Here is a 22437-nt window from a genome sequence, read left to right on the forward strand (position 1 = left end):
GCCACGTCCCCGCCCGCGGGCGAACCGGTCATTCGGTCCAGTGGTAGTAGGAGGTGTCCACATATCCATCCCCGTTGAAGAAGTTCGCGAGGTCGGGATGATTCTCCTGCACGTCGCCGATGTGGTCCTGGTAGGTCTGCGAGTAGTCAGCAGAGTTGTGGGCTCCGGCATCCACTCCGAGGATCGGATCCGGATTCGGCGGATCGACGCGGATCGACGTCCAGTTGGAGCCGTGCTCGATGCTGTCGAGATCACCGGCGATCGCATCCAATCGCGGTACCGGATCTCCGTTGTGCTGCACCGAGACCACGTCGACGTCGTCAGGGATGGGCATGTGGTCGATCGGAGCACCCGACACCACGACCGCCTCCCAGTTGTAGTCCGAGTTGTACGCGGCGAGGTGGCCGGCCATGATGCCACCCTGGCTGAAGCCGACGAGCATGACCGGATCGTCCGGGCCGATGCCGGCCTGATCCATGGCCTCGAGGATGGCACGCTCGTACTGGGTCTGCAGCGCGGGGGTCAGCATCAAGGCGAGGTTGCTGTCGAGGTCGTTGACGGCCCCTTGATCGCCGAAACGCGAGAGCCACTCCTGTGTGCTGGGGAGCGTGACGGTGTAATACCACCCGTCAGGGCCCAGCACCTTCGTGATCTTGATCACGGAGTCGGTTTCCCCGCCGAGCTTGTCGACTTCAGTCGTACCGTCGAGTACCGTGCTGAGGCTCGGGTCGTCAGGGGTCTTGTTCTTCGCGTCTGCATACGGATCGGTCGCGCTCACAGTCGGCGTGGACTTGAGCACGTCGGACAGCACGCTCCAGATCAGGAAGGCTGCCAGGACGGTGGCGATCACGGCACCGATGATGAGGCCGATCGTGCCGAACAGCGCTCCGATCGCGACGATCAGCAGCAGCACGACGAGCGCGCCGAGGATCGCGACGATCGTGTCGGCGATGGCCTTGAGCAGGTCGACCACGCCCTGCAGGAAGTCGCCGATCCATTCGCCGATGCCAGCGAGGAAGTCGCCGATGTCGGCGAAGAAGTCGCCGACGCCGTCCCAGAATCCCTCGTTGGTCGAATCGATCGCCGCATCGATCCTGCGGATGGCGGCCTCGGCCGCGTTCTCCATGTCCTGCCTGGCCGCATCGATCCGGGCCTGAGCGGCCCCGACCGCGGCGGCAGCGTCGTCGGCCGCCCGCTGCGCGCCGGGAACCCGGTCGGTCAGCGATGGATCCGGCGTGTCCGCGGCATCCGCCTGATCGGTGAGGCCTTGGAGCGCGCTGGCAGTGCGCGACCGTTCTGCGACGGCGTCGTCGAGGTCTGCCTGCGCGCTCTCCGCCCGGGCATGGGCATCGGTCAGCGCCACCGCGTACTCGGTGATCGCGGCGGCCGTGCCCTCGTAACGCGGATGGATGCGCTCGAGATCGGACGCGATCTGCTCGTTCTGCTCGTGCAGGGCGCGAACGGCCTGGCCTTCGTCATCGTCGACGATGCCGCGCAGCTCCTGGATGACGGTGAGGATGACCTCGGCGGAGGACACGAGTCCTGCGGCCCGGGACGTCAGAGCCTCGGGCTGACCGGGAAGAACTGTCATTCGCTAGCCCTCGCCTTCCTGTGCCATCTCGACGTCGAGATCACGGAACGTGTCGACGATCGCCTGCATGAAGTCGGCCTGTGAACGCAGGTTGTCGCGCAGCTCTTCGCGCGCGATGTCCCACTTGCCGCCGAAGTCCTCGATCTTGTCCGCGAGACCGCCGTGTCCGGTGAGGACGCCGATGTCGTCGGCGAAATCCTCGGCCTCGTCGAACGTCGTGGCGAGGCCCCGTGCTGTCTGCGCCGTGGACTCCAGACGTGCGAGATCCATCTTGACGTCGGTCATCGCTCTCCTGCTGTCTCACGCGGGGACCCTGCGTTCTGCCGCTTCTCCGCAGCGGCGCGCAGAAGCGCCCCAACGGCAGCATCGGCCTGCCGGATCTCGGCGCGCAACACTTCCAGATCTGCCTCGGACGCGGGCACGCGAACACGCAACCCGTCCAGCGCGGCTCGCAATGCACCATCAGAGATCATGGGCTCCCCCTCCCTCACGGACATGACAACAGGCCCGAACACGTCCACACTATGGACGAACCCGTATCAGCGTCGATGGGGACAACTCCCCATCCGTGGCGACACGGGCTCAGATGTTGAGCACCCAATCGTCGCCGGGACGCACCACGGCGGAGACGAGCTCGTCGAGACGCTCGGGGTCGGCCCGCGGGACGAAACCGCTGAGCGACGCCGACGCGAGTGCTGCCTCGGCGAAAGGCTCGACGAACGCCAGCCCGTACGGCACGACCGGGCCCAGCATCGCGCACACGGTCGCTCCCTCGCCGAAGAAGATCCAGCGGCGGGTCGCGAAGTCCAGATCGTTCTCCCGCTGTGCGAGCGTGGCCGAGAAGCCGGTGCCGAGCGCGTCGGTCTCGGTGAGTCGGGGTGTGACCGGCAGGATCGCCGTGGGAGACCAGAGGAAGTCCGCCTGCTCCTGTCGGGACAGCTCGTGCGTGATCACCGAGATCATCAAAGGTGCGACCACCCCGCCATCGACGCCAACCACGAGCAGCAGTCGCCGGTCGTCGTCCGCCTGCGCCGCAACCGCGACCAGCGCGGTCTCGACCTGCGCGGCGACGTCGGAGTGCGCACCGGCGTCACGGGTGAAGTCGGCCGCCGCCTGACGAGCCCAGGCCGCCTGCTCCTGCGGTGAGAGACGTTCGGCGGGGACGGGGATGACGCGATCGGGGGCGTAGGCGATGGCGAGTTCCATCAGCGCACCGTCCACGTGAACGTGCTGACGTGCGTGTCGAAGAGAGCCGTCCAGAGTGTGAGGTTCGGGTGATCCGCCGGCAGGTCGGCCTCATGCGTGACCGTCGCCGTCCACTGCACCGCCTCGGTGAGCCGCGTCCCCGGAACCGGGATCAGATAGTTGATCAGGAGCGACGCGACATCTTCGCCGTCGACCGACACTTCGCGGCGCTCGGTCCACCGCACGATGCGCTGGCCCTCGCCGATCGCGATGCCGTCATGGTGCCGGATCGCACTCTCGACGAGCTGCTCCAGAGTCGCTTCGGGTGTCGAAGAACGCTTGAGCCCCACCAGGGTCGCCGCACCGATGGCCCAGGACGGTGCCGCCTCGCCCGCGAAGGCGTAGGCGAAGCCCTGACGTGCACGCAGCCCCTCGAGCACCTCGTGCACCTTGCCGGCGAGCACCGGCCCGAACGTGGGATTCTGCGCGCCCTGCAGCCGTGCTTCGGCTCGACGGATCAGATCGCGTTCGGTCGTCTCGCTGAGGTCGAACGCCTCCCACCCCGGAGGAAGGAGCATCCGGTAGGGCGGGATGATCGTTCCGGACTTTCCCGTCAGTTCCGCGCGCAGGCTGCTCATCGTCTCAGTCTTCCATGGGGGCGGCTCGCGCCGCGGTCGGTCAGGAGAACGGGTTCTGGTCCGGGTCGAACGCGCCCGACCATGCACCGCCCGCGCTGTCCTTGATGCCGCCGGCGATCGCGAAGTGCGAGGCGAAGACGTTGCCCACCATGTCGAGGGTCTGCACCCCGGTCATCTGCGCGGCGAACGCCGCGGTGCCGTTGCCGGTGAACAGCCGCGCCGAGAACTCGCCGAAACCGGTGGTGAAACCGCCGCGGATCTGGCTGAGCGTGCTCAGCGGAGCTCGCCCGGCGAACGCGTTCACGAACCGCATGCCGTCGGCGCCGAAGTCCGCACCCCGGATCATGGCCATCGGACCGCGGGCGAACTTGATCGCCGGGCCGATCAGGGGGATGACCCCGATGACGCCGAAGACCACGTCGATGACGGAGCCGTTGCCCCTCGCCAGTCTCGCGACGGCGACGATCAGGGTGGCGATCGCCACGATCGCGGCGAGCGCGGCGATGATCGGGCCACCGACGATGATCGCGAGCACCGCGAGCACGATGCCGGCCACTGCGAGGAAGTCCGACATGAACTGCAGGAAGCCGTCGACGTTGTCCCAGAAGCCGTCTTCGATCTTGTCGGAGGTGTCTTCGCGGATGTTGCTCGCCGCGTTCGTGAAGGCCGTGTGCCAGGAGTTCCACTCGCGGTCGTAATCGCCCGCCCGCGTGTCCCAGTCACCGCGTGCACCGCTCGCTGCACCCGCTGCCGTCTCGGCCGCGTCGTCACGGGCATCCTCCGCCGCCTGTCGGGCCTGGTCGTCGTCGGCATCCGCACCCGTCGGATAGTCGGGGCTCTGCGCAGCCGCCGACGATGCGGCATCCTTCTTCTGCTGATACGTCGCCCACAGCGTCTCGAGATCGTCGAGAATCGGCTCGATCGCGCTCTTCGAGGTCTCGAGGTCTGACGCATACTGCACGATGTGCGGCGCGACCGCGTCGTACAGGTCGGCGGCGCGACCGAGCTCGGCATGCACCTTCCCTGAGATCTCGGCGAGCTTGTCGACCGAGTCCCCCTGCATGTCGGCGCCGTTGTCGACCAGACGCTGCAGCAGCGTCGCAGAGTTGCTCATCGCATTCGCGAGAGTCTGCAACGAGTTCCCCCGATCACGAATCGCCCCGACGTCACCGGTGAGAGCGCCGATCGGGTGGCCCGCAGGCGAGGTCATTGGCATGTACTCGTACACGGTCAGCCTCCGCTGTTCTCGGACTTGGATGCGGCGTCACGGTCGAAGTCCTGGAACCCCTTGATCACCGCGGCCACGTACTCTTCGACCGTCTTGCAGTCGTCCATGAGTCGCTTGCGACGGTCGTCCCAGCGCCCCTCGAAGTCGGATGCGGCGTCGCGCAGCGCGCGCTCCCCGTACGGCGAGCCCACCGAGCTCTCGAGATCGTTGCTGCGCGAACCGGCATTCTCGAACTCGTCGATGATGTTCTTCAGCTCGGTCTGCAGCGGCTCGAGATCGCCGTACTTCAGCTTGACGCCGTCACCCATGTCAGCCCCCCTCGTGGAATGTTCAGATCGAGGGACCGGCGGTGAAGCCGGTCCCCTGAAAGCGTGTCGTCGGTGGTGCCGATCCAGTCGGCCCCGCCTAGGGAAACTCTACGAAAAGGACGCCCTCCGGTCGATGGGGACAACTCCCCATCCCCGGCACCGACGCCCGCGCCGCTAGCCCGTCGTGATCTTCGTGATCAGTGCGGCGGCGGCGAGACCCACGAGAAGCGGGACGAGGCAGCCGACGGCTGCAGCCCGTCCGCCCTTCGGAGCGGCGAACAGCGCCTCCCGACGCGTGCGACGAGCGGGATCGACCTCCGCGACGCCGGAGGTCTGCTCGGCACGTCCCCGCGCCTCCAGGAGTGCCACGAGCGTGGCGAGGTCTGCGACCCACTCCCAGTACGCGGGCTCGGTCATCGGCAGGTGCCGGCGGGCGATGACGTACACCCGGTCGCCGACGACCTCGATGTCGCACCGTTCGGCGACGGCCGTCAGTGCGGCCTGCACATCTGGGGAGAGCAGGTGACGCACCGGCTCCTCCGTCGCCCTCGTCGTGAAGACCTCGAAGTGGGACGCGAAGTCGCCCTCGATCTGCACGCGCTCCTGCGGCGCGGTCGGCTCCCATCCGGATGCCGCCGCGTCTTTCGCCTTGGTGACCAGGGTCATCGCGGGCAGCGGGCTACACAGCTGGAACTCGACGTAGTTCGCCACTCGCGGCATGCGCGCCCTCGCGACCCACACATCGAACGAGTAGTTCGCGGCCTCGAACGGGCGCGGAGAGGGGCCGGCGACGATGTCGCTCGCGATGCGCGAGGTGCCGATGCCGAACAGCGCGGCCGACCGCTCCGGGTCGAGCTCGCCCGTGCGGTAGGTCAGCCCGTTCGCCTCCGTGAACCGCGTGAGACGGTACTCCTCGGCCTCGCGGTCACGCGGGCCGCGGAGGTGGGAGCGGATGCGGGCAACCGCGAGCGGCAGCACCATGAGTACCGCCAGCACGACCGTGGTGAGATCGGCCCCGTCGGCTCCGAACATGAACTGCACGGCGACGACGGCCAGGGCGGCGAGGACTCCGGCGCCGACGACCAGCACCACCGACTGGAACACGATCCAGCCCGAACCCAGGACGACGCCGAACTGGCGGCCCTCCCTGGCGACGCGTTCGCGGCTCTCCTGCCGGGCGAGCGCCGGCTCCACCTTCGCGCGCAGCTCGGTGTCATCGAAGGTGACGGTCATCGTGCGCCCTTCCCTCGGAATCGTGGCGTGTGCGCGCTCGCGCTCAGCGGACGGGCGTCCATGTGTCTCCTTCGATGAGTGGCAGCTGTACCGTGACCTGGCGTCCCGCTTGCACGAAGATGCCTCGGCCATCGGGGAAGTCGGTGCGCTTGACCTTCGGGAACGGAACCTTGAAGATCGCGTCGCCGTCGAACGCATCCGGCTTGAGGATGATGCCCTTGCGACCGGCCTTGAAATCACCGATGAAGCCGAAACCACTGGTCACCTGCGTGACGTCGGCGTCGCCCACGAGCAGGTGGTCGCTGCGGTTGATCGCCTGGAAGAGCGCCTTCATCTCGCGCTCGGCCGGGCCGTCCGCGAACTGGGGCACGTCTTCGACGACGATGAGCATCCGCACCGGCACGGTCTCGTCGACGGCGATCTCGGCGATCTCCTTCGCGAGCTCCTTCGCGTCCTCCGGTGTGACCGCGCTCCGCGTCCAGTCGACATAGCCCTTGAGCTGGGCTCGCCGCCCGCCGAAGTGGAACAGCTTGATCTCGGGGTCGAGCCTTCGCATCGACGTGATGATCCCCTTGAGGGCGGTCGTCTTGCCCGACAGCGGCGGCCCGGCGACCACGAACGTCCCGACGGGATCGAACTCGCGCGGCGCCAGCGTGTCTTCCGCGACGCCGAGCACGGGGAACTCGCCGATCCGGTCCGGGAGGTCGCGCACGGAGAGTCGCGTCGGCAGCGCGCCGATCTCGGCCACCTCCCGCGCACCTCCGGCGCGGAGCTCGGCCGCGAGCTGATCGAGGAGCTTCGTCTGCTCGGCGACGTTGGGCGTGCCGCCGAGCGTCGCGATCTGCGTCTCGAGACCGTCGACGATCGCGCGCCCAGGGGCGGAGCGCTCATCGAGCACGTCCTTGGGGGCGTTGAGCATCGCGTAGCCGGACTCGTCGGAAAGCCGCAGGACCACGCGCCGTGACACGTTGGCGCTGACCGCCGTGGGCACGGAACCCGAGCGGTCGGCGCTCGCGATCACGTGCACGCCGAGCGGGCGTCCCTCGCCGAGGATGCGCATGAAGGTCTGGTAGAACGGCATGCGCGCCGTCGTCGACTCCCACTCGCCGCGGAACTGCGGGAAGCCGTCGATCAGCAGCAGGATGCGCGACTCGGCCTTCCCGGTGATCTCGCGGTACTCCGTGAGGCTCGACGCGTTCGCCGCGCTGAACCGCTTGCCTCGATCATCGAGCACGCGGGCGAGTGAGCGCAGGATGCGCTGCACGCGCTCCGCGTCGTCGCCGGAGATGATCGACCCGACATGCGGAAGCACCTCCAGGCTCTTGAGAGAACCGGATCCGAAGTCGAGTCCGTACACCTCGACGTTCGAGCGGGCCCCGTCGAAGCCGGCCGCGATCGCGAGCGTGCGCAGCACCGTCGACTTGCCGGAACCGCTGGTGCCGTACACGAGCAGCGAGCCGTCCTTGTCGGGGTGGAAGTACGCCGGCTCCTGCAACTGCCGCTCGGGGACATCCATCTTGCCGAGCAGGATGCGTTCGTCGCCGTGGACGGGCAGGTCGCGGATGTCGACGGCGCGCTCCAGGTCGTCGAGCCACGGCCGACGGGGCGCCGGGATCGACGCGTGAGCCGCGGCGCTGACGAGGGCGGCGACGATGCGCTTCTGATCGTTCGGTCCGAGGTCCTCGTCGTGGGAGTCCGACTCCGGAGCCTGCTCGGCCTCCCAGGTCTGGATCGACCCGAACCGCAGCTCCGCCACCCGCACCTCGGCGACCTGGGCCTCATCCGTGGTCCATCCGCCCGCATACGCCGACTGGAACGGCACAAGGCGTCCAGGACCGGTCTTCGCGATGCCGCGCCCCGGAAGGGACGGCGGGAAGGATGCAGCCACCGGGTCGTCCACCACGTCCTTCGAGTCCGACTCGTCGGCCATGCGCAGAGCGACGCGCAGGTTGGTGTTGGCGCGCAGATTGTCCTTGATGACACCGGCCGGACGCTGCGTCGCCATGATCAGGTGGATGCCGAGGGAGCGGCCGCGCTGGGCGATGTCGACGACGCCGTCCACGAACTCCGGCACCTCGCCGGCGAGCGCGGCGAACTCGTCGATCACGAGCACCAGAGCTGGCGGCGTCTCGGGGTCGCGGCGCTTCTCGAGCTCGAGGAGGTCTTTGGCCTTCTTGCGGTTGAACAGGTGCTCGCGGTGGTGCAGCTCGGCCCGCAGGCTGGTCAGGGCGCGACGCACCAGGTGCGGGCTCAGGTCGGTGACGAGACCCACCGTGTGCGGCAGGTCGACGCAGTCGGCGAACGCGGAACCGCCCTTGTAGTCGACGAAGAGGAACGTGACGCGATCGGGGCTGTGCGCGGCCGCCATGCCGAGCACCCAGGCCTGCAGGAACTCGCTCTTGCCGGCACCGGTCGTGCCGCCGACGAGCGCGTGCGGACCCTGCGTGCGCAGGTCGAGCGTCATCGCATCGGTCTGCGACTGGCCGATGATGGCGCGCAGGTTGCCGGCCTTCTTGAGCCGTGACTGCGGGGCGCCGGAGCGGTCGATGATCGTGTTGTTCTGCCGCCAGCGGTCGATCACCGCGTTCGGGTCCTCCGCGACCTCGGAGCCGACGAGCGACAGGAAGCTCACCGAGTTGGGGATGTCGGAGGAGTCCTCGATGACGGTGCTGGAGTCCACGACCGGCGCCAGGCGCTTGGCGAGCATCGTCATGTACGCGTGCGACACGCCCTCGACCTGCACGTCGGAGTACCCGACGCCGCTGCGGACGGTGCCGACGGTGGCATGGTCGAGCCCGGCGCTGACATCGACGAAGGTGCGGCACGCGGCGGGGAGGGCCGCGACCACCGGGGCGACGAAGAGTCCGTAGACGCCCACGTCCGCTCCGCGTTCGAGGATCTGCGTCAGCCGGGCGCGGTCGACCGGGGCGTCGTTCGTGACGATCACCAGGATCGCCGTCTGCCCGGGGAACGTCGCATCCTCGGCCGCGCGCTTGACGTCGGTGCCGTACAGCATCGGATCCCAGTCGTCGCCGTAGGGCGGGCGCTGCGACTTCGCCTCGCGCGACCGCCGCAGCACGATCTCCTCGAGACCGCTGAGCAGGGCGGCGCCCGTGGAGGCCGAGTCGGCGAGCGACACGTCCTTGAACGGACTGCGCTCGCTGGAGGTGTGCGGAAGCCACTTCAGCCAGTCGAGCTCGTTCGCCCAGCCCGGCTCGGTGAGCGCGACGGTGACGAGCTCGTTGGGCGAATGCATGCCGAACAGCTGCACCGCGATACCGCGCAGGGCATCGCTCGCGAGCGAGGTGGGCCCGGCGACGCCGATGGATCCGACGCTCTGCAACGACTCCAGGATCGGCACGTCGGGGATCATCTTGTAACGCTCTTCGAGACGGTCGACGCGCTCCACGTACTCGACGAGCGCCTCGGGGGTCTCGGTGCGCTTGATGCGCGTGCGCGCCTCGTCCTCGCACACGCCGAGCCGCAACGAGAGGAAGTTCCAGTGCTCGGGGCGACGCGTCCACAGCAGCGGCCCGAGCCGCATCGCCTCGTCGAACACGACAGCGACCGCCGGCACCTCGTTGTGGCGGACCTCGCGCTCCCGGGGATGCGCGTGGTAGAGCTTCTCCTCGAGACGCTCGAACTGCTCCTCGAAGGACTCCTCCTCCTTGCGCAGCCGCTGACCGAGATTGGTCTTCTGCGAGATGAAGTTTCCGAACATCATCAGCGGCGACATGAAGACGATGAGCAGCGAGCGCGGGTTCTCGCTCATCGCGAAGATCGCGAGCCCGAGCAGGATCGGCGCCACCAGCATCGGCCAGGGGAACAGCCTCTGCACCTGATCGCGCGGGTAACGGGGCTCGTCGAGGTCTTCGCCCGCGAACCGCTCCTCGACGCGCGGGCTGCGGTTGAACAGCAGCGCCCCGCCGCGTTCGAGCACCGGGTCGCCTGAGGCGGAGCCGTCGAAGTCGCTGACCATGTGCACGACGAACTCGCAGTCGCCGAGCGCGAAGGTCTGACCGGGAATCACCCGGAGCCGCTGCACGAGGCCGCCGTCGACGAGGATGCCGTTCGCCGAGTTCAGATCGACCAGCTCGACGAACGTCGACGCGACCTCGATCCTCGCGTGCCGCTTCGAGACGAGCGGATCGGCGATCGTGACATCGTTCGCCGCATCCCTGCCGATCAGGAAGTGGCCGATCGGCAGGGGGAACTCCTGGCCGGCCGCCGGACCGGCGACGACCGTGAGCACGGCGGCCGGACGGGCACCCGCGCCCCCCGCCGATGCCCGGTTCGGCCCGACGTTGACCACTTCGGCGAGGAAGCCGGAACCGATCGGAGCGTCACCGACGAGCAGGTCGGGATTGAGCATCGTGAGCTGCTCGCTGGTCGGCGGCGCCACAGACAACGTGAGCACATCTGCGGGCCCCGCAACGATGCTGCGAGCCGGATCGCTCGTGGCGATCTGGCGGGCGACGTCGGCGATGGTCGCCGTCGAATCCGCCATCACGACGACGTCGGTCAGGGGTGCTGCGGGTCGACGCAGGGTCAGCTTGACTCTCATCGGTCGTCCTCACCGCGCCGAGGGCGCATCTCACTGCTCAGGGTCATACCCACTCCACCTGCAGGGATCGGTCGCCGAAGCGCACCGTGTCCCCGGTCTGCAATTCGGCGGGGTGTCCGGCCGACAGCGCCGTCTCGGCGCCTTCCCGGACGATCGCGCTGCCGTTGGTCGAGGCACGGTCGACGATGAAGACGCCGCGTCGAGCGGGCATCACCGCGATATGCGTCTTGGACACCGAGCGCGTGTCGTCGACCACCGGCACCAGGAGTGCTTCGCCCTCGCCCGCCGCGGCGCTCGGTGCACGCCCGAACAGCGTCGTCCCGCGCACTTCGATGCGCTCCCCGGTGTCGAGCACGAGGATCGCGCGCACCCCTGCGGGTGCCTGTGGACGAGGGTCGGGCGGGGAGAGCACGGGAGCGGGCACGGGCGGAGCCTGGACTGCGGGCGCCGGAGCGGGCGCGGGAGCGGCCGGTGCTGGGGCCGGAACAGGAGCCGGTTCAGGGGTCGGAACAGGAGCAGGGGTCGGAACAGGAGCCGGAGCGGCTGGCGCAGGAGGTGCGAACGCGGCAGGGACCGGGGCGCCCGTGGCCAAAGAGGGCGGCACGGCAGACACCATCGAACCGGGAGCGGGAGCATCCGGTTGCTCGGCCGCGGGGCCCGAGGCGGAACGGTGCGCGCCGATGACGCCGCCGGAGAGACGCGCCCTCGGGACATACTCGGCCGGAGCGTCGCGATGCATCGGCGTCGCGAGCGAGGGCAGCGGTGCCTTCTCCTCGTGCTCGGGCGTCTTCACGCGCTTGCGCGCGATGCGCATGCGCTTCTGGTCGTAGGGGTTCAGCCCACCACGCACATCGACGAACCAGGTGGCGGCGGCGAGATCGAGCCACCCCCGCCCTCGTCGCTCGATGTCGAAGAGCGGTGAGAGCATGATCACCAGCACCGGACCGATGAGCGGGACGATGAACGACGCCCAGGCGAGGAGGTACCGGACCACTGCACCGCGCCAGAAGCCGGGGCGCTCGAGCGTGCGCACGTTGATGGAGCGGATGCCACACACCGCCTTGCCGAGCGTCACGCCCTTGCGACCGTGCAGCACGAGCTGCACCACGACGTAGGCGATCATCAGGCCCTGCGAGACGGCGGCGGCCACGATGAGCCACACCAGGTCATCCCGTGCGAAGAACTTCTCCGGGTCGAACTCGCCCGACGCCGCCTGCACGAGCACGGGTGTCAGCGCGATCAGGGCCGGGAGCGCGATGACCACGGCCACTGCGAGCTCGATCAGCGACGCCAGCACTCGCGGGCCTCGCCCGGCTGCACGCAGCCCCAGCGCCTCGGCATACGCGGGGTCGGGACGACCGTGCGCGTCGAGTCCTTCGACCTCGGGAGTGTGGTCGTCGATCTCCCAGATCACTCCTGCTCTCCCTCGACCTCGTCGACGGCGTGCGCGGTATCGAGCAGCGGCAGGTCGCTCTTGCCGACCAACCGCGACGCGATCACGTGCTCGACCAGGCGTGCACGTCGGTTGGTCGCGAAGCTGCGCTGTCCGCCGCGCATGCCGGGGACACCGATCCGGTCGAACTTGTCGCACACGTTGTCGAGCTTGCGGTTGAACCGGGTGACGGTCCATCCGAGTCTCTCCGCTGCCTTCGCCGAGGTGGGGATCTCGCTCATGCCGGTGCCGTCCCTGCGCAGCTGCGGCTCGGCGAGGGCGAGGATGAGGAGCTTCTGGCTGAGGGTCAACGGAACATCGCCGATCGTCGATGCCCCGCCATCGTCGTGCTCGCGCCTGGTCGCGCGGAACGTCGGCTCCGCCGCGTGCAGTGTGAGCTCGTACGTCGTCGGCCCCGCGCTGAACACGACCGTGGTCGTCTCGAATACCAGAGGCAGTCGCGCCCCGGGGGCGAGCCACGCCTGAACGCCGCCTGCGGAGTCGGTGACGGTCGCGGTGAGCCGGGTGCCGACGTTGGACAGCCACCACAGCCCGTCGGCGTCGGAGATCTCCAGGAAATGACGGTGCAGGAACAGGTTGTCGTCGAGTTCGAGGTCTCCCTCGCGCCCGACGATGAACCGGCCGCCCCGACGGATGGGGAAGTACTCCCCCGCGAATTCGAGGGTCACACCACCTTCAGCACTCACTCCACGCACCCCCGTACGATCTCGGACGCGCGGCCGTCGTCGCGCCGCAGCATCACATCGATGCAAACCGTGCCGGCTGCCGCAGCAACCGTCGCGGTCGGATCCGTCGTCTGCTGCTGCTCTACCTCGCCGGAGACGACGACCTGCGACCAGATGTACGAGTCGCCGTCGAGCGGGCTCGGATTGGTCCAGGTGAAGACGATCCGGTCGCCCTCGCGCGTGCCGGCGACCTCGGTGACCTTCGGCACGACATCCGTGCCGACATCCTTCGGATCTACCGCCTGAGCGGTCTCCTGCGCTTCGGGAGCGATCCCGGCAGCAAGGAAGTTCAGTCCGATGATCCCGCCGACCACGAGCACGACGCCCGCAGCGACGAGCGTGATCCACAGGCCCTTGCGGCTGCGTGGAGGCTCCGGCGCTGCCGGGCTCGAGACAGGGTCACCCGGCACCATCGACGGCGGCACGGATGCGACGGGTGCGACGACCATCGGTGCGCGCGCGATCGTCCGGTCATCGGCTCCTGGTGCGGGCGATGGCGCCGCAACGGGGGTCGGCACACGCAACTGCGTCTGCTCGACCGGCGGTTCCTCGGCAGCCGGCGGATCGAAACGAGGCATCCCCGACAACGGCGCCGGGGGATCCTTCCGCTGCGTGGTCGCCGAAGGGCGCGTGAACGACGCCATGTCGGGATCGATGCTGACGATCTCCCGCACCCGGGTGAGACCGTCGCCGTCGTCGTCCAGGTCTTCTGCGGGCGGGTGATCGTCGACGATGTCGATCGGGGTCACCGAGTGGGAGAGCTCGATCTGGACCTTCTGCAGCGCCCGCGCGAACGCCACGGCGCTGGGGAAACGGTCGTCCGGGTTCTTCGCCATCGACCGCTCCAGCAGTCGCTGCAGGCTGTCCGGCGAATCCGGCCTCTTCATCGAGGGCAGCGCTGCACGCTCGATGCGTTCGATGAGGTCGGCGCTCGAGTTGCGCTCCCCCGGTCGCTCGAACGGCGAGCGTCCGGCGAGGAGGGTGTACAGGGTCGCACCCAATGCCCACACATCCGTGCGGGGTCCGCTCTGCGGCGGCTCGGCGAACGACTCGGGCGGCGACCACGGGATCGACATGCCCGATGCCTCGCCGGTGGCACCCGTCGTCGAGGCGATGCCGAAGTCGGTGAGTGCCGGCCGGTTGTATTCGGTGACGAGGATGTTGGCCGGCTTGATGTCGCGGTGCAGCACACCGGCACGGTGCGCCGTCTCGACAGCCCCCGCCACCTGCACGCCCACCCGCAGAGCCTCGGCGACCGAGAAGGGATCCTTCCGCGCGCGGAGCTGGAGGTTGGGCCGCGGGCAGTACTCCATCACCAGGTAGGGGCGACCGTCGCCGGCGACACCCGCCTGGTAGATCGTGACGATCGCGGGATGCGTCGACAGCATGGCCATGACGTTCGCCTCGTCGGCGAACTCCTGCGCCGAGGCGCTGGAGATGCGATCGGCGAGCAGCACCTTCACCGCGACCCGACGGCGCGGCATCTCCTGCTCGTACAGGAACACGTCGGCGAAACCACCGGTGCCCAACGGCTCCACATAGGTGAAGCCGGGAAGGTCCGGCGGCGGTGAGGGGCGACGCGTCACGGGAGGTCCTCGAACGCGACGGTCACGCCGTCGCCGAGATCGACCACATCGCCGGAGAGCACGAGCGTCTGCTCGCCGGGGTGCAGCCGAACGGGGTCGGCACCGGGGCGGAGCAGGGTGGATCCGTTCGTGGTGTGCAGGTCGATGACCACCACCGTGTCGCCCTCCGGCCTGACCTCGAGGTGGCTGCGCGAGATGTCCTGCTGCGGGCTCTCGACGGCGATCAGGTGCGGCAGGTTGGCACCCGAGGCACGCGTCGATCGCGGGCGGCGTCCGATGATCACGGTGCGATCGAGCGAGGCCTCCTGACCGGTGGACAGCCGGATGCGACCGACCGATGCCGCAGCCACCCCCGCCGGGGCGACATCGAGCACCTCCGTCGGGGCATCGTTCGCGGCGGGCGGCTGCTGGCGGAGCGCGCGGAGGTCTGCGGCCGAGACGGTCGCGCCGTCGTGGTCGCCCTCGACCACGATCGGTACGACCGGCGCAGGAACCGCGGCACCGGCGGAGTGCACGGTCGCGCCCCACAGCTGGTCGAAGTCATCGTCGATGGGCGGAGCGAGCGTCGCCTCGTTGGGCGGCAGGAAGGCGTCTTCGATCACCGGGAGCGGCTCGGGCTCCGGCTCGGGCTCGGGCTCGGGCTCGGGCTCGGGCTCGGGCTCTGGCTCCGGCTCGGGCTCGACGACGGGCTGCTCAAACGCACCAGCGGCGGCCACGACCGGGGCCGGTCCGAGTGCGGCGGGCAGCGGATCGGCGTCGCTCAGTTCGAGCTCGGCGCTCACAGCCGCCGCCCGCACGATGCCGCTCTGCACGGGGAGGCCGTCAGCGTCAGCCGTGGTCTCGACCGTGATCTCGACCTTCGTCGCACCGCCGATGAAGCGCTCGTTCCAGGTCGTGACCTCGGCACCGGAGAGCTCGAGCGACTCGGACGGGGTGGTGACGTGTGCGGACACTTCACCGCGGAGGGCGATGCGGACATCGGCGCCCTCAGCGACCGCAGCGACGAACGACGGCAACGAGGTGAAGGAACCGCCGACGTGCGTGGTGAGCACGTCGACGACGGTCGCGAGGGTCTTCTCCTCCGGCATCCGCTCCCACAGCCGTGCGACGACGTCGCCGGGAACATCGGGCGGCAGGGCGACGAGCGCTCCGGGGATGACGATCAGGTACCACTGTCCCGGTCGGTAGATGGTCTGCATCAGCGAACCCCTCCTGCTGCGGCTTCTCGTGGACGCGTGTCCAGATCGATGTCCGTATCGGTGGCCATCAGTGTGCCAGGTCGCGAGGCGACGGAGACGGCGTCGATGACGAGGACGGTGATGTTGTCCCTGCCTCCGGCGCTGACCGCATCGGCGGTGAGCACGTCTGCGGCCTTCTGCGGATCCGACTCGGCTTTCAGGACCTCACGGATACGGACGTCCGACACCTCGGAGGTGAGCCCGTCCGAGCACACCAGGATCCGGTCGCCGAGTTCGGCGGGGAACATCCAGTAGTCGGCGTCTCCCGTGCTGCTCGCCCCGATCGCCCTGGTGATGATGTTCCGGCGGCGGTCGGAGACGGCGTCCTCGACGCTGAGCTCACCCGACTCGATCAGCTCCTGCACCACGGAGTGGTCGACGCTGATCTGCTCCAGCTCGCCGTCGGCGAAGCGGTAGGTGCGCGAGTCGCCGATGTTGAGCGCGAGCCAGTAGCCCATGCCGTCGACCGAGGCGATGACCACGCCGCTGAGCGTGGTCCCCGCGCGTCCGTTGCCGGAGGTGGACAGCTCCTCGACGCTCTCCCTCGACAGGGAGAGCGCATGACGGACGTCGTCGAGCACGAGCGACTCGCGTCCGATGTAGCGCGCGAACTCGGCGATGACGGCAGCGCTCGCACGCTCGCCGGCCTCATGCCCGCCCATCCCGTCGGCGACGAGGAAGATCGGAGCCGACGCCAGATGCGCGTCTTCGTTCAGTGCGCGCCGCAGTCCCGGGTGCGTCGCCGACCCGGTGGAGACGATCAATCCTGGCCTCATGCGTATCCGCCGATCGTCACGATGCGATCGCCGATCTCGATGGCATCTCCCAGACGCACCGGCACGCGCTGGCCCGCGGGGCACGCGATCCGCTGCCCTTCGCGAACGATGGTCATGCCGTTCGTGGAGTGCCGATCCAGCACCCACCCGCCGGAGGTCTCCGCCGCTGCTTCGAAGTGCGTCTTGGAGAGCGAGAGCGTCTCGTCGCGCACCGGGACCAGGGTCGCACCGTCTTCGGGCGCGGGGTTGCGGCCGAAGATCGTGCGTCGTGAGACCGAGACGCGTGTGCCGTCGTCCCACGTGAAGACGAGACGGTGCCCCGGGACGCTGATGCGGGTGTCTTCCAGGTCGTCCTCATCGAGAGCGACCGGGGCTGCCGGGGCTGCCGGGGCTGCCGGGGCTGCCGGAGCGAGAGGTGCCGGCTCGACGAACGGTGCCGAGGCGGGAGGCACAGGAGCGGGAGGCGCGGGCGGCGCAGACGGATGCTGCTGGATGGTCGCGTCGAGCGCGGGCTCCGCAGCCGGCGCCGGGCGGACAGGTGCGTCCTTTGTGATGCCGGGAACGAAGGCGATGAGCGACCCCGCATCGGCCACCGGAGCCGCCGGGGCCGCGGGCCGGGGCGGAATGGGGGCCGAAGCGGCGGCGGGTGCGGCGACGGGGACCGGAGCAGGAGCCACGGGGGCCGGAGCCGGCACCGGCTGCGGAATGCCCGGGATCGCCGGCGTGGCCGACGGCGTCGACCGGCCGGCCGGAACGGCGGAAGCAGGCACAGCGGCGGGTGCGACAGCCGTCGATTCGAGGGGGCCCGACACTCGCGCATCCAGCATCAGGGCTCCGGCGACCTTGTCATGCCATCCCTGAAACCGCCCGGATCCGTCGAAGAGCGGGGTGAAGTAACCGACGACGACGGATGCGGCGAGGCCGAAGATGACATTCCGCAGCAGCGTGCGTCCGAAGCCGAGCGGGCTCCCATCCGTAGCCGAGACGAGTCGCAGGCCCTGGGCCCGCATGCCGATCGAGCCACCACCCGCCTGCATCACCGTGTAGACGAAGAACCAGCCGAGGAGCACCAGGCTCACCAGCGGACCGCCGATCAGCAGGACGCCGAGGCTCCCCTCGACACTGCCGGTGAGCGAGGCGACGACGAGGAGTCCGCCGCCGAGCACGATCGCGAGCCCCCCGGCGATCAGGGCGTCGATGATGTAGGCGACTGCGCGACGGGAGACCGGCGCGATCTGGTCGGGCGCGGGCTGCGTCATGGGGTCTCGCTCTCGGAGGACGGGGGCGTCGTGCTGTTCTTGATGGTGCCAGGTTCGCGGCGAACGCGCACGGCCGCAGCTTCCTTCAGATTCTGGAGTCCGCTCGAGATCGCGGTGCCGCCGACCAGGGACCGCAGGCTCAGTCGCGCCTTGATGCGCTTCCAGAAGCCGGCATCCTTTCCGAGCCCGCCGACGATCTCGTCGACCTCGTGCCAGAACGACTCGACGTCGTTCGGGCTCGGCTCGGCCGGTCCGAACACATCGGCGTCGGCGCGTTCGGCGAGCGCGGTCACCTGCGGCACCGTGAGGGCGGAGGCCACGACCGCTGCCTCTTCGGTGCGGGTGCCGCCGGGGGTGAGGCGCGCGCCGTAGTCGACGGCGCGATCGGTCAGCTCGTCCCATCCTCCGCTGATGCGGTCGGCGGTACGCGCGGCAGCACGCCGGGAACGACGCTTCGCCGCCTTCCACGCACCGATCACGATGAACGGCGATGCGAGCAGGGCGATGACCGCGAGCGAGATACCGCCGATCGCGAGGATCGCGCCGATGATGCCGGCGATGTTCAGGGACTCGTCTTCGCCCTCGCGGTCATCGGGGAGGGTGGGCGGCAGGTCGACGGGCTCCTGCGGCGGAGGCGGCGGCTGCAGCACCTGGGGCTTCGGATCGACGCGCGGCTTCGTGTTCTGGTCGTTGGGTACCTGGTCTTCGGGAGGGGTCGGGTTGAACGTCACCCATCCGATGCCCTCGAAGTTCACTTCGACCCAGGCGTGCACGTTGTCGCCGGTGGCGGCGAACACGGCTTCGCCCGCCTGCTCCTCATCGGGGTAATAACCCATGACGACTCGAGCAGGGATGCCGATCTGGCCGGCGAGCAGCGCCATGGCGACCGCGTACTGCTCGTCGTCGCCGATCATCTGCTCCCCGCCGATCAGGGTCGAGATGCGCTCGGCGGTGTGTCCGGCCCTGGAGATGACCTCGCCCTCCAGCCCGTGGCTGAAGAAGCCCTCCTTGGCGAGGAGGTTCTCCAGCGCCCGCACCTGTTCGATCGGCGTCTCGGCGCCCGACACGGTCTCGGCCGCGAGTGCGGTGAGCTCCTCCGGCACGTTGCTGGGCTTCGGCATCGACACCTTGCCGAACTCCACCTCGGCCAGCTGCTCGTCGTCCGGCACGGTCGGCATCACGGCGTCCACCGTGTACTCGTCGCCCTTGGTCAGCTTCGTCGTCGCGACCGCGGTACCCGTCGCGGTGTTCACGTAGGTGCTGCGGCGCAGCTGCTCCGCGTCGGCGCCCGAGAAGCTGATCTCCGACAGCTCTCCCGCTGTCGGCACCCACACACCCCGGTACGTGTCGATCGCGATGTTGAGCGTCACCGGCACCCCTGCGGCATCGGGTGACATGTTCGAGCGCAGCGGTGTGAAGGCGCTCGACGAGGTGGCTCCGCCGTCGGTGACGTTGTAGACCATGCCGTCGAACTGATCCATCACAGCCGTGCGAACACGCGCACCCTTGGGCAGACCCTGCACCGTGAAGAGCGTCTTGTCCGCCTCGTCGCGCACGTTCTTGCGGAATGCCTGCAGCGGGCTCGGATAGTCGCGGATATCGAACGGGGGGATGATGACATCGCGGAACACGTGCCGAGGCTGCGTGGGAGTCGCGACCGCGCTCGCGGCGACACCGGCGCCCCCGGCGATGGCCAGCACGGCGACACCGGCGAGCAGGCGTCGGGTGCGCATGTGTGCAGCGCGGGAGGGATCGACCTCGCTCACCGAGACGGCCGTGTTCTGCGGGGCCCACAGCTGGCGCAGCGCGAGCCACGACATGCTCACGACCGCGAACACGAGCCCCTGCACGAGGGGGAAGGCGGGTTCGGGGGTGCCGAGCGCGATCACGAGCATGAGCAGGACGCCGGCCGGGATCAGCGCCCAGGCCACCTGCGACAAGCGCAGCGCGAGCGAGGCGGTCAGAGTCGTGACCACGAGCGCGAGCAGGAACGGGACGACGAGGTGCCCGTCTGCCGCCGCCACCGGGGCGACGGTCGTGAGCATCTGCTTCCAGGCGGTGACGGTGCCCAGTGCGAGCTTCTGCAGCGTCTCGAGCGTCGGGATGAATCCGAGGATCGCGGTCTGCGGCAGTGCGAGCGCGCCACCGAACACGAAGTACGCCCCGACCGTGAGGGCGGTGATGATCAGGATGCCCCAGCGCCGCCACGTCGCGACGGCCGCGATCGCGAGGCCGATCAGGATGCCGCCGACGACGGCCGGGAGGAAGGTGGGACCGGCGAACGTCGGCCAGAAGCCGATGAGGGCGGTGACGACCAGGAGCGCCGTCGCCCCCAGGTCGAGGATCCAGCGACGCAGGCCGAGAGCGCCGGACGCGGTGGAGGGCGCGGTCATGCGAGCACCTTCTGCAGAGCGAGCGGAATCTGTTCGAGCGCACCGATCGTGACGACGTCGGCATCGCCGATGCGTCGAAGGGCCGGAGCGGACGCGGTGGTGTCGGCGACGACGACGAGAACCCTGGCGCCGAAGGGCAGGCGCGCGCAGGCGAGACGGAGGTCTTCGGAGCGCACCCGTGCGCCGCACACCAGGACGACCACGCTCGCCAACGGCATGGTGGCGGACACGACTCCGGCGAGCTCGGCGATCCCACCCTCCTTCGCCTTGCTGTTCTCGACTGCCGAGAGGGAGTCGAGCAGCTGCTTGCCGGTACCCGAAGGCAGCTCACGGCCCTGCACGCGGATGTCGACGCGCTGCGAGTCGCGGAGCGCACGGAGAGCGATCGACCCCGCAGCCGAGATCCCGAGCTCGAAGTCATCGGCCGTCGCGTATTCGGCGATCGACCGCGACAGGCCGATCACGAAGTGGGAGCGCCGGGTCTCCTCGTACTGGCGGACCATCATCGTGCCGGTGCGGGCAGTGGAGCGCCAGTGCACATGGCGCAGGTCATCTCCCGGCTGGTACTCCAGCAGCGCGTGGAACGAGACGTCGTCGCGAGACAGGTCGGCCGCCGGCAGCCCCTCGAGGTCGCGCAGGTAGCCGAGCGACTGACCGTCGAACAGAATGGTGCGCGGGTGCACGAAGAGATCGACCGGGTCGTCACGGCGGTGCGCCCGTTCGAAGAGGCCGAGCGGGTCGCCTCGGACGACACTCACCGGCCCCACCTTGACCACGCCGCGCTTCTGGGTCGGGATCGCGAAGAGCTCCTCCGCCTCCTCCCCCGGCGCGAGCCGCTGGATGCCGAATTCACCGCGACCGGAGCCGACCGGGAGCACGACCCGCGAGGGCAGGATCGCCCTGGTGCCGCGGTTGGCGAGGGTCAGGGCGCCGACCGCGCGCTCTCCCACGACGACGCGGGTGCGAGCGAGGTCGAGCGCGACGTCGTAGGCGGTGCGACCGATCAGGAACAGCGCGCACAGGGCGACAGCGATCGCGATGACCACTGCCGCGATGGTGAACTCCGACCATCCGGCGACCTGCCCGAGCACCCAGAACCCGACGGCGAGGGCCATCAGCACCCAGGCCAGTGGCCGGATCGCCGAGGCGATCTTCCGGAGACGCGTCAGGATGCGCGCACCGACGACGGCCGCGATGTCACGCCATCCGGCGTCGCGTTCCGTCTGGGGCGTCGACGCCTGAAGGGCCTCCGCGGTCATCAGGCCGCCGCTCTGGCCTGAGGCGCCGCCACCCCGTCGAGCACGCGAGCGATCACGACGTCGCTGCTCGTGCCGGCGAACTCGGCCTCGGCGTCGAGCAGCAGACGGTGCTGCCAGACCGGACGCGCGAGCGCCTTGATGTCGTCGGGGAGCACGAAGTGGCGTCCCTGCGCCGCAGCCCACACCTTCGCGAGGCGGATCATCGCGATCGCACCACGCACCGAGACGCCGAGCCGGATCGCACCGTCCTCGCGGGTCGCCTCGGCGAGCTCGGCGACGTAGCGCAGCAGGGCGGGCTCGACGTGCACGGTGGCGGCGAGGTCGGCCATGTCGGCGACGGCACTCGTCGTGATGATCGCGGAGAGGCCGGCCGACGGGTTGCGGTCGGATGCTCCGGCGAGAATGCTCTCCGTGACGGCGAGGTCGGGGTAGCCGATCGAGGTCTTGATCAGGAAGCGGTCGAGCTGAGCCTCGGGCAGCTTGTACGTGCCGGCCTGCTCGATCGGGTTCTGCGTGGCGATCACGAGGAACGGACGCCCGGCCTCGTGCGTGACGCCGTCGACCGTGACCCGCGACTCCTCCATGACCTCGAGCAACGCCGACTGGGTCTTCGGTGACGCGCGGTTGATCTCGTCCGCCAGCACGATCGACGCGAAGATCGGGCCCTTGTGGAACTCGAACTTGTGCGACTGCTGGTCGTAGATCGTCACGCCGGTGACGTCGGACGGGAGCAGGTCGGGCGTGAACTGAATGCGCGTGCTGGTGCCCTGCACGGTCGCCGCGAGCGCCTTGGCGAGGCTCGTCTTACCCGTACCCGGTGCATCCTCGAGGAGCACGTGCCCCTCGGCGAGCATCGAGGCCAGCACGAGTCCGACGATCTCCTGCTTGCCCTGCACGGCCTTGTCGATGTTGTCGACGAGACGCTGGAAGGTGCCCTGGAACCAGGCTGCCTGCTCGGGGGTCATTGTCATGAGTGTGTCGTTCCTTGTTCTTCGGATGTA

The 22437-nt window shown here is 69.3% G+C and carries 17 protein-coding genes; all 17 read right to left on the reverse strand.

What is annotated here, in order from left to right; translation table 11 throughout:
- Positions 1 to 28 precede the first annotated feature (28 nt).
- Positions 29 to 1591 carry a hypothetical protein gene (locus tag ACIQTX_RS17700; RefSeq protein WP_105528631.1) on the reverse strand — a complete coding sequence of 521 codons (1563 nt, stop codon included), beginning with the start codon at positions 1589 to 1591 and terminating at the stop codon, positions 29 to 31.
- 3 nt (positions 1592 to 1594) lie between these two features.
- Entirely contained in the window at positions 1595 to 1876 is a 282-nt protein-coding gene (locus ACIQTX_RS17705; protein ID WP_105528632.1) for a hypothetical protein, read from the reverse strand.
- A gap of 297 nt (positions 1877 to 2173) precedes the next feature.
- Positions 2174 to 2797: a hypothetical protein gene (locus ACIQTX_RS17710; RefSeq protein ID WP_402974631.1), complete on the reverse strand. Its 624-nt coding sequence runs from the start codon at positions 2795 to 2797 to the stop codon at positions 2174 to 2176.
- The gene (locus ACIQTX_RS17715; RefSeq protein WP_402974634.1) at positions 2797 to 3414 is read right to left on the reverse strand and encodes a hypothetical protein; all 618 of its coding nucleotides are present in this window, start codon (positions 3412 to 3414) and stop codon (positions 2797 to 2799) included. The genes ACIQTX_RS17710 and ACIQTX_RS17715 overlap by 1 nt, the downstream gene beginning before the upstream one ends.
- Before the next feature lie 40 nt (positions 3415 to 3454).
- The gene (locus ACIQTX_RS17720) at positions 3455 to 4624 is read right to left on the reverse strand and encodes a hypothetical protein (RefSeq protein ID WP_402974637.1); all 1170 of its coding nucleotides are present in this window, start codon (positions 4622 to 4624) and stop codon (positions 3455 to 3457) included.
- 20 nt (positions 4625 to 4644) lie between these two features.
- Positions 4645 to 4950, reverse strand: a complete 306-nt coding sequence (locus ACIQTX_RS17725; RefSeq protein ID WP_105528637.1) for a flagellar protein FlgN — start codon at positions 4948 to 4950, stop codon at positions 4645 to 4647.
- 174 nt (positions 4951 to 5124) lie between these two features.
- The gene (locus ACIQTX_RS17730; protein ID WP_402974640.1) at positions 5125 to 6183 is read right to left on the reverse strand and encodes a hypothetical protein; all 1059 of its coding nucleotides are present in this window, start codon (positions 6181 to 6183) and stop codon (positions 5125 to 5127) included.
- 43 nt (positions 6184 to 6226) lie between these two features.
- Complete coding sequence (locus tag ACIQTX_RS17735) at positions 6227 to 10747, reverse strand: FtsK/SpoIIIE domain-containing protein (protein ID WP_402974643.1); 4521 nt, start codon at positions 10745 to 10747, stop codon at positions 6227 to 6229.
- Between the two features lie 43 nt (positions 10748 to 10790).
- Positions 10791 to 12161 (reverse strand): RDD family protein, encoded by a 1371-nt coding sequence (locus ACIQTX_RS17740; RefSeq protein ID WP_402974646.1) that lies wholly within the window; start codon positions 12159 to 12161, stop codon positions 10791 to 10793.
- Complete coding sequence (locus ACIQTX_RS17745; protein WP_258131723.1) at positions 12158 to 12868, reverse strand: hypothetical protein; 711 nt, start codon at positions 12866 to 12868, stop codon at positions 12158 to 12160. The genes ACIQTX_RS17740 and ACIQTX_RS17745 overlap by 4 nt, the downstream gene beginning before the upstream one ends.
- Positions 12869 to 12882: 14 nt before the next feature.
- Positions 12883 to 14511 carry a protein kinase gene (locus tag ACIQTX_RS17750; RefSeq protein ID WP_402974649.1) on the reverse strand — a complete coding sequence of 543 codons (1629 nt, stop codon included), beginning with the start codon at positions 14509 to 14511 and terminating at the stop codon, positions 12883 to 12885.
- A complete protein-coding gene (locus tag ACIQTX_RS17755) occupies positions 14508 to 15710 on the reverse strand; it encodes an FHA domain-containing protein (protein WP_402974652.1) in 1203 nt (400 codons plus the stop codon). Before ACIQTX_RS17755 ends, ACIQTX_RS17750 begins: the two co-directional genes overlap by 4 nt.
- Positions 15710 to 16525, reverse strand: a complete 816-nt coding sequence (locus ACIQTX_RS17760; RefSeq protein ID WP_402974655.1) for a PP2C family protein-serine/threonine phosphatase — start codon at positions 16523 to 16525, stop codon at positions 15710 to 15712. The genes ACIQTX_RS17755 and ACIQTX_RS17760 overlap by 1 nt, the downstream gene beginning before the upstream one ends.
- Positions 16522 to 17784: an RDD family protein gene (locus ACIQTX_RS17765; protein WP_402974658.1), complete on the reverse strand. Its 1263-nt coding sequence runs from the start codon at positions 17782 to 17784 to the stop codon at positions 16522 to 16524. Before ACIQTX_RS17765 ends, ACIQTX_RS17760 begins: the two co-directional genes overlap by 4 nt.
- Entirely contained in the window at positions 17781 to 20177 is a 2397-nt protein-coding gene (locus ACIQTX_RS17770; protein WP_402974661.1) for a transglutaminaseTgpA domain-containing protein, read from the reverse strand. Before ACIQTX_RS17770 ends, ACIQTX_RS17765 begins: the two co-directional genes overlap by 4 nt.
- A complete protein-coding gene (locus ACIQTX_RS17775) occupies positions 20174 to 21436 on the reverse strand; it encodes a DUF58 domain-containing protein (protein WP_402974664.1) in 1263 nt (420 codons plus the stop codon). The genes ACIQTX_RS17770 and ACIQTX_RS17775 overlap by 4 nt, the downstream gene beginning before the upstream one ends.
- Positions 21436 to 22407: a MoxR family ATPase gene (locus ACIQTX_RS17780; RefSeq protein ID WP_028503204.1), complete on the reverse strand. Its 972-nt coding sequence runs from the start codon at positions 22405 to 22407 to the stop codon at positions 21436 to 21438. Before ACIQTX_RS17780 ends, ACIQTX_RS17775 begins: the two co-directional genes overlap by 1 nt.
- Positions 22408 to 22437 lie beyond the last annotated feature (30 nt).

Source organism: Microbacterium sp. NPDC090281 (genome assembly GCF_044769635.1).
Classification (GTDB): domain Bacteria; phylum Actinomycetota; class Actinomycetes; order Actinomycetales; family Microbacteriaceae; genus Microbacterium.

Excerpts from the sequence above, each read along its gene's own strand:
- ACIQTX_RS17700 (WP_105528631.1), bottom strand. The coding sequence starts at position 1,591 with ATGACAGTTCTTCCCGGTCAGCCCGAGGCTCTGACGTCCCGGGCCGCA.
- ACIQTX_RS17705 (WP_105528632.1), bottom strand. The coding sequence starts at position 1,876 with ATGACCGACGTCAAGATGGATCTCGCACGTCTGGAGTCCACGGCGCAG.
- ACIQTX_RS17710 (WP_402974631.1), bottom strand. The coding sequence starts at position 2,797 with ATGGAACTCGCCATCGCCTACGCCCCCGATCGCGTCATCCCCGTCCCC.
- ACIQTX_RS17715 (WP_402974634.1), bottom strand. The coding sequence starts at position 3,414 with ATGAGCAGCCTGCGCGCGGAACTGACGGGAAAGTCCGGAACGATCATC.
- ACIQTX_RS17720 (WP_402974637.1), bottom strand. The coding sequence starts at position 4,624 with ATGACCTCGCCTGCGGGCCACCCGATCGGCGCTCTCACCGGTGACGTC.
- ACIQTX_RS17725 (WP_105528637.1), bottom strand. The coding sequence starts at position 4,950 with ATGGGTGACGGCGTCAAGCTGAAGTACGGCGATCTCGAGCCGCTGCAG.
- ACIQTX_RS17730 (WP_402974640.1), bottom strand. The coding sequence starts at position 6,183 with ATGACCGTCACCTTCGATGACACCGAGCTGCGCGCGAAGGTGGAGCCG.
- ACIQTX_RS17735 (WP_402974643.1), bottom strand. The coding sequence starts at position 10,747 with ATGAGAGTCAAGCTGACCCTGCGTCGACCCGCAGCACCCCTGACCGAC.
- ACIQTX_RS17755 (WP_402974652.1), bottom strand. The coding sequence starts at position 15,710 with ATGCAGACCATCTACCGACCGGGACAGTGGTACCTGATCGTCATCCCC.
- ACIQTX_RS17760 (WP_402974655.1), bottom strand. The coding sequence starts at position 16,525 with ATGAGGCCAGGATTGATCGTCTCCACCGGGTCGGCGACGCACCCGGGA.
- ACIQTX_RS17765 (WP_402974658.1), bottom strand. The coding sequence starts at position 17,784 with ATGACGCAGCCCGCGCCCGACCAGATCGCGCCGGTCTCCCGTCGCGCA.
- ACIQTX_RS17770 (WP_402974661.1), bottom strand. The coding sequence starts at position 20,177 with ATGACCGCGCCCTCCACCGCGTCCGGCGCTCTCGGCCTGCGTCGCTGG.
- ACIQTX_RS17775 (WP_402974664.1), bottom strand. The coding sequence starts at position 21,436 with ATGACCGCGGAGGCCCTTCAGGCGTCGACGCCCCAGACGGAACGCGAC.
- ACIQTX_RS17780 (WP_028503204.1), bottom strand. The coding sequence starts at position 22,407 with ATGACAATGACCCCCGAGCAGGCAGCCTGGTTCCAGGGCACCTTCCAG.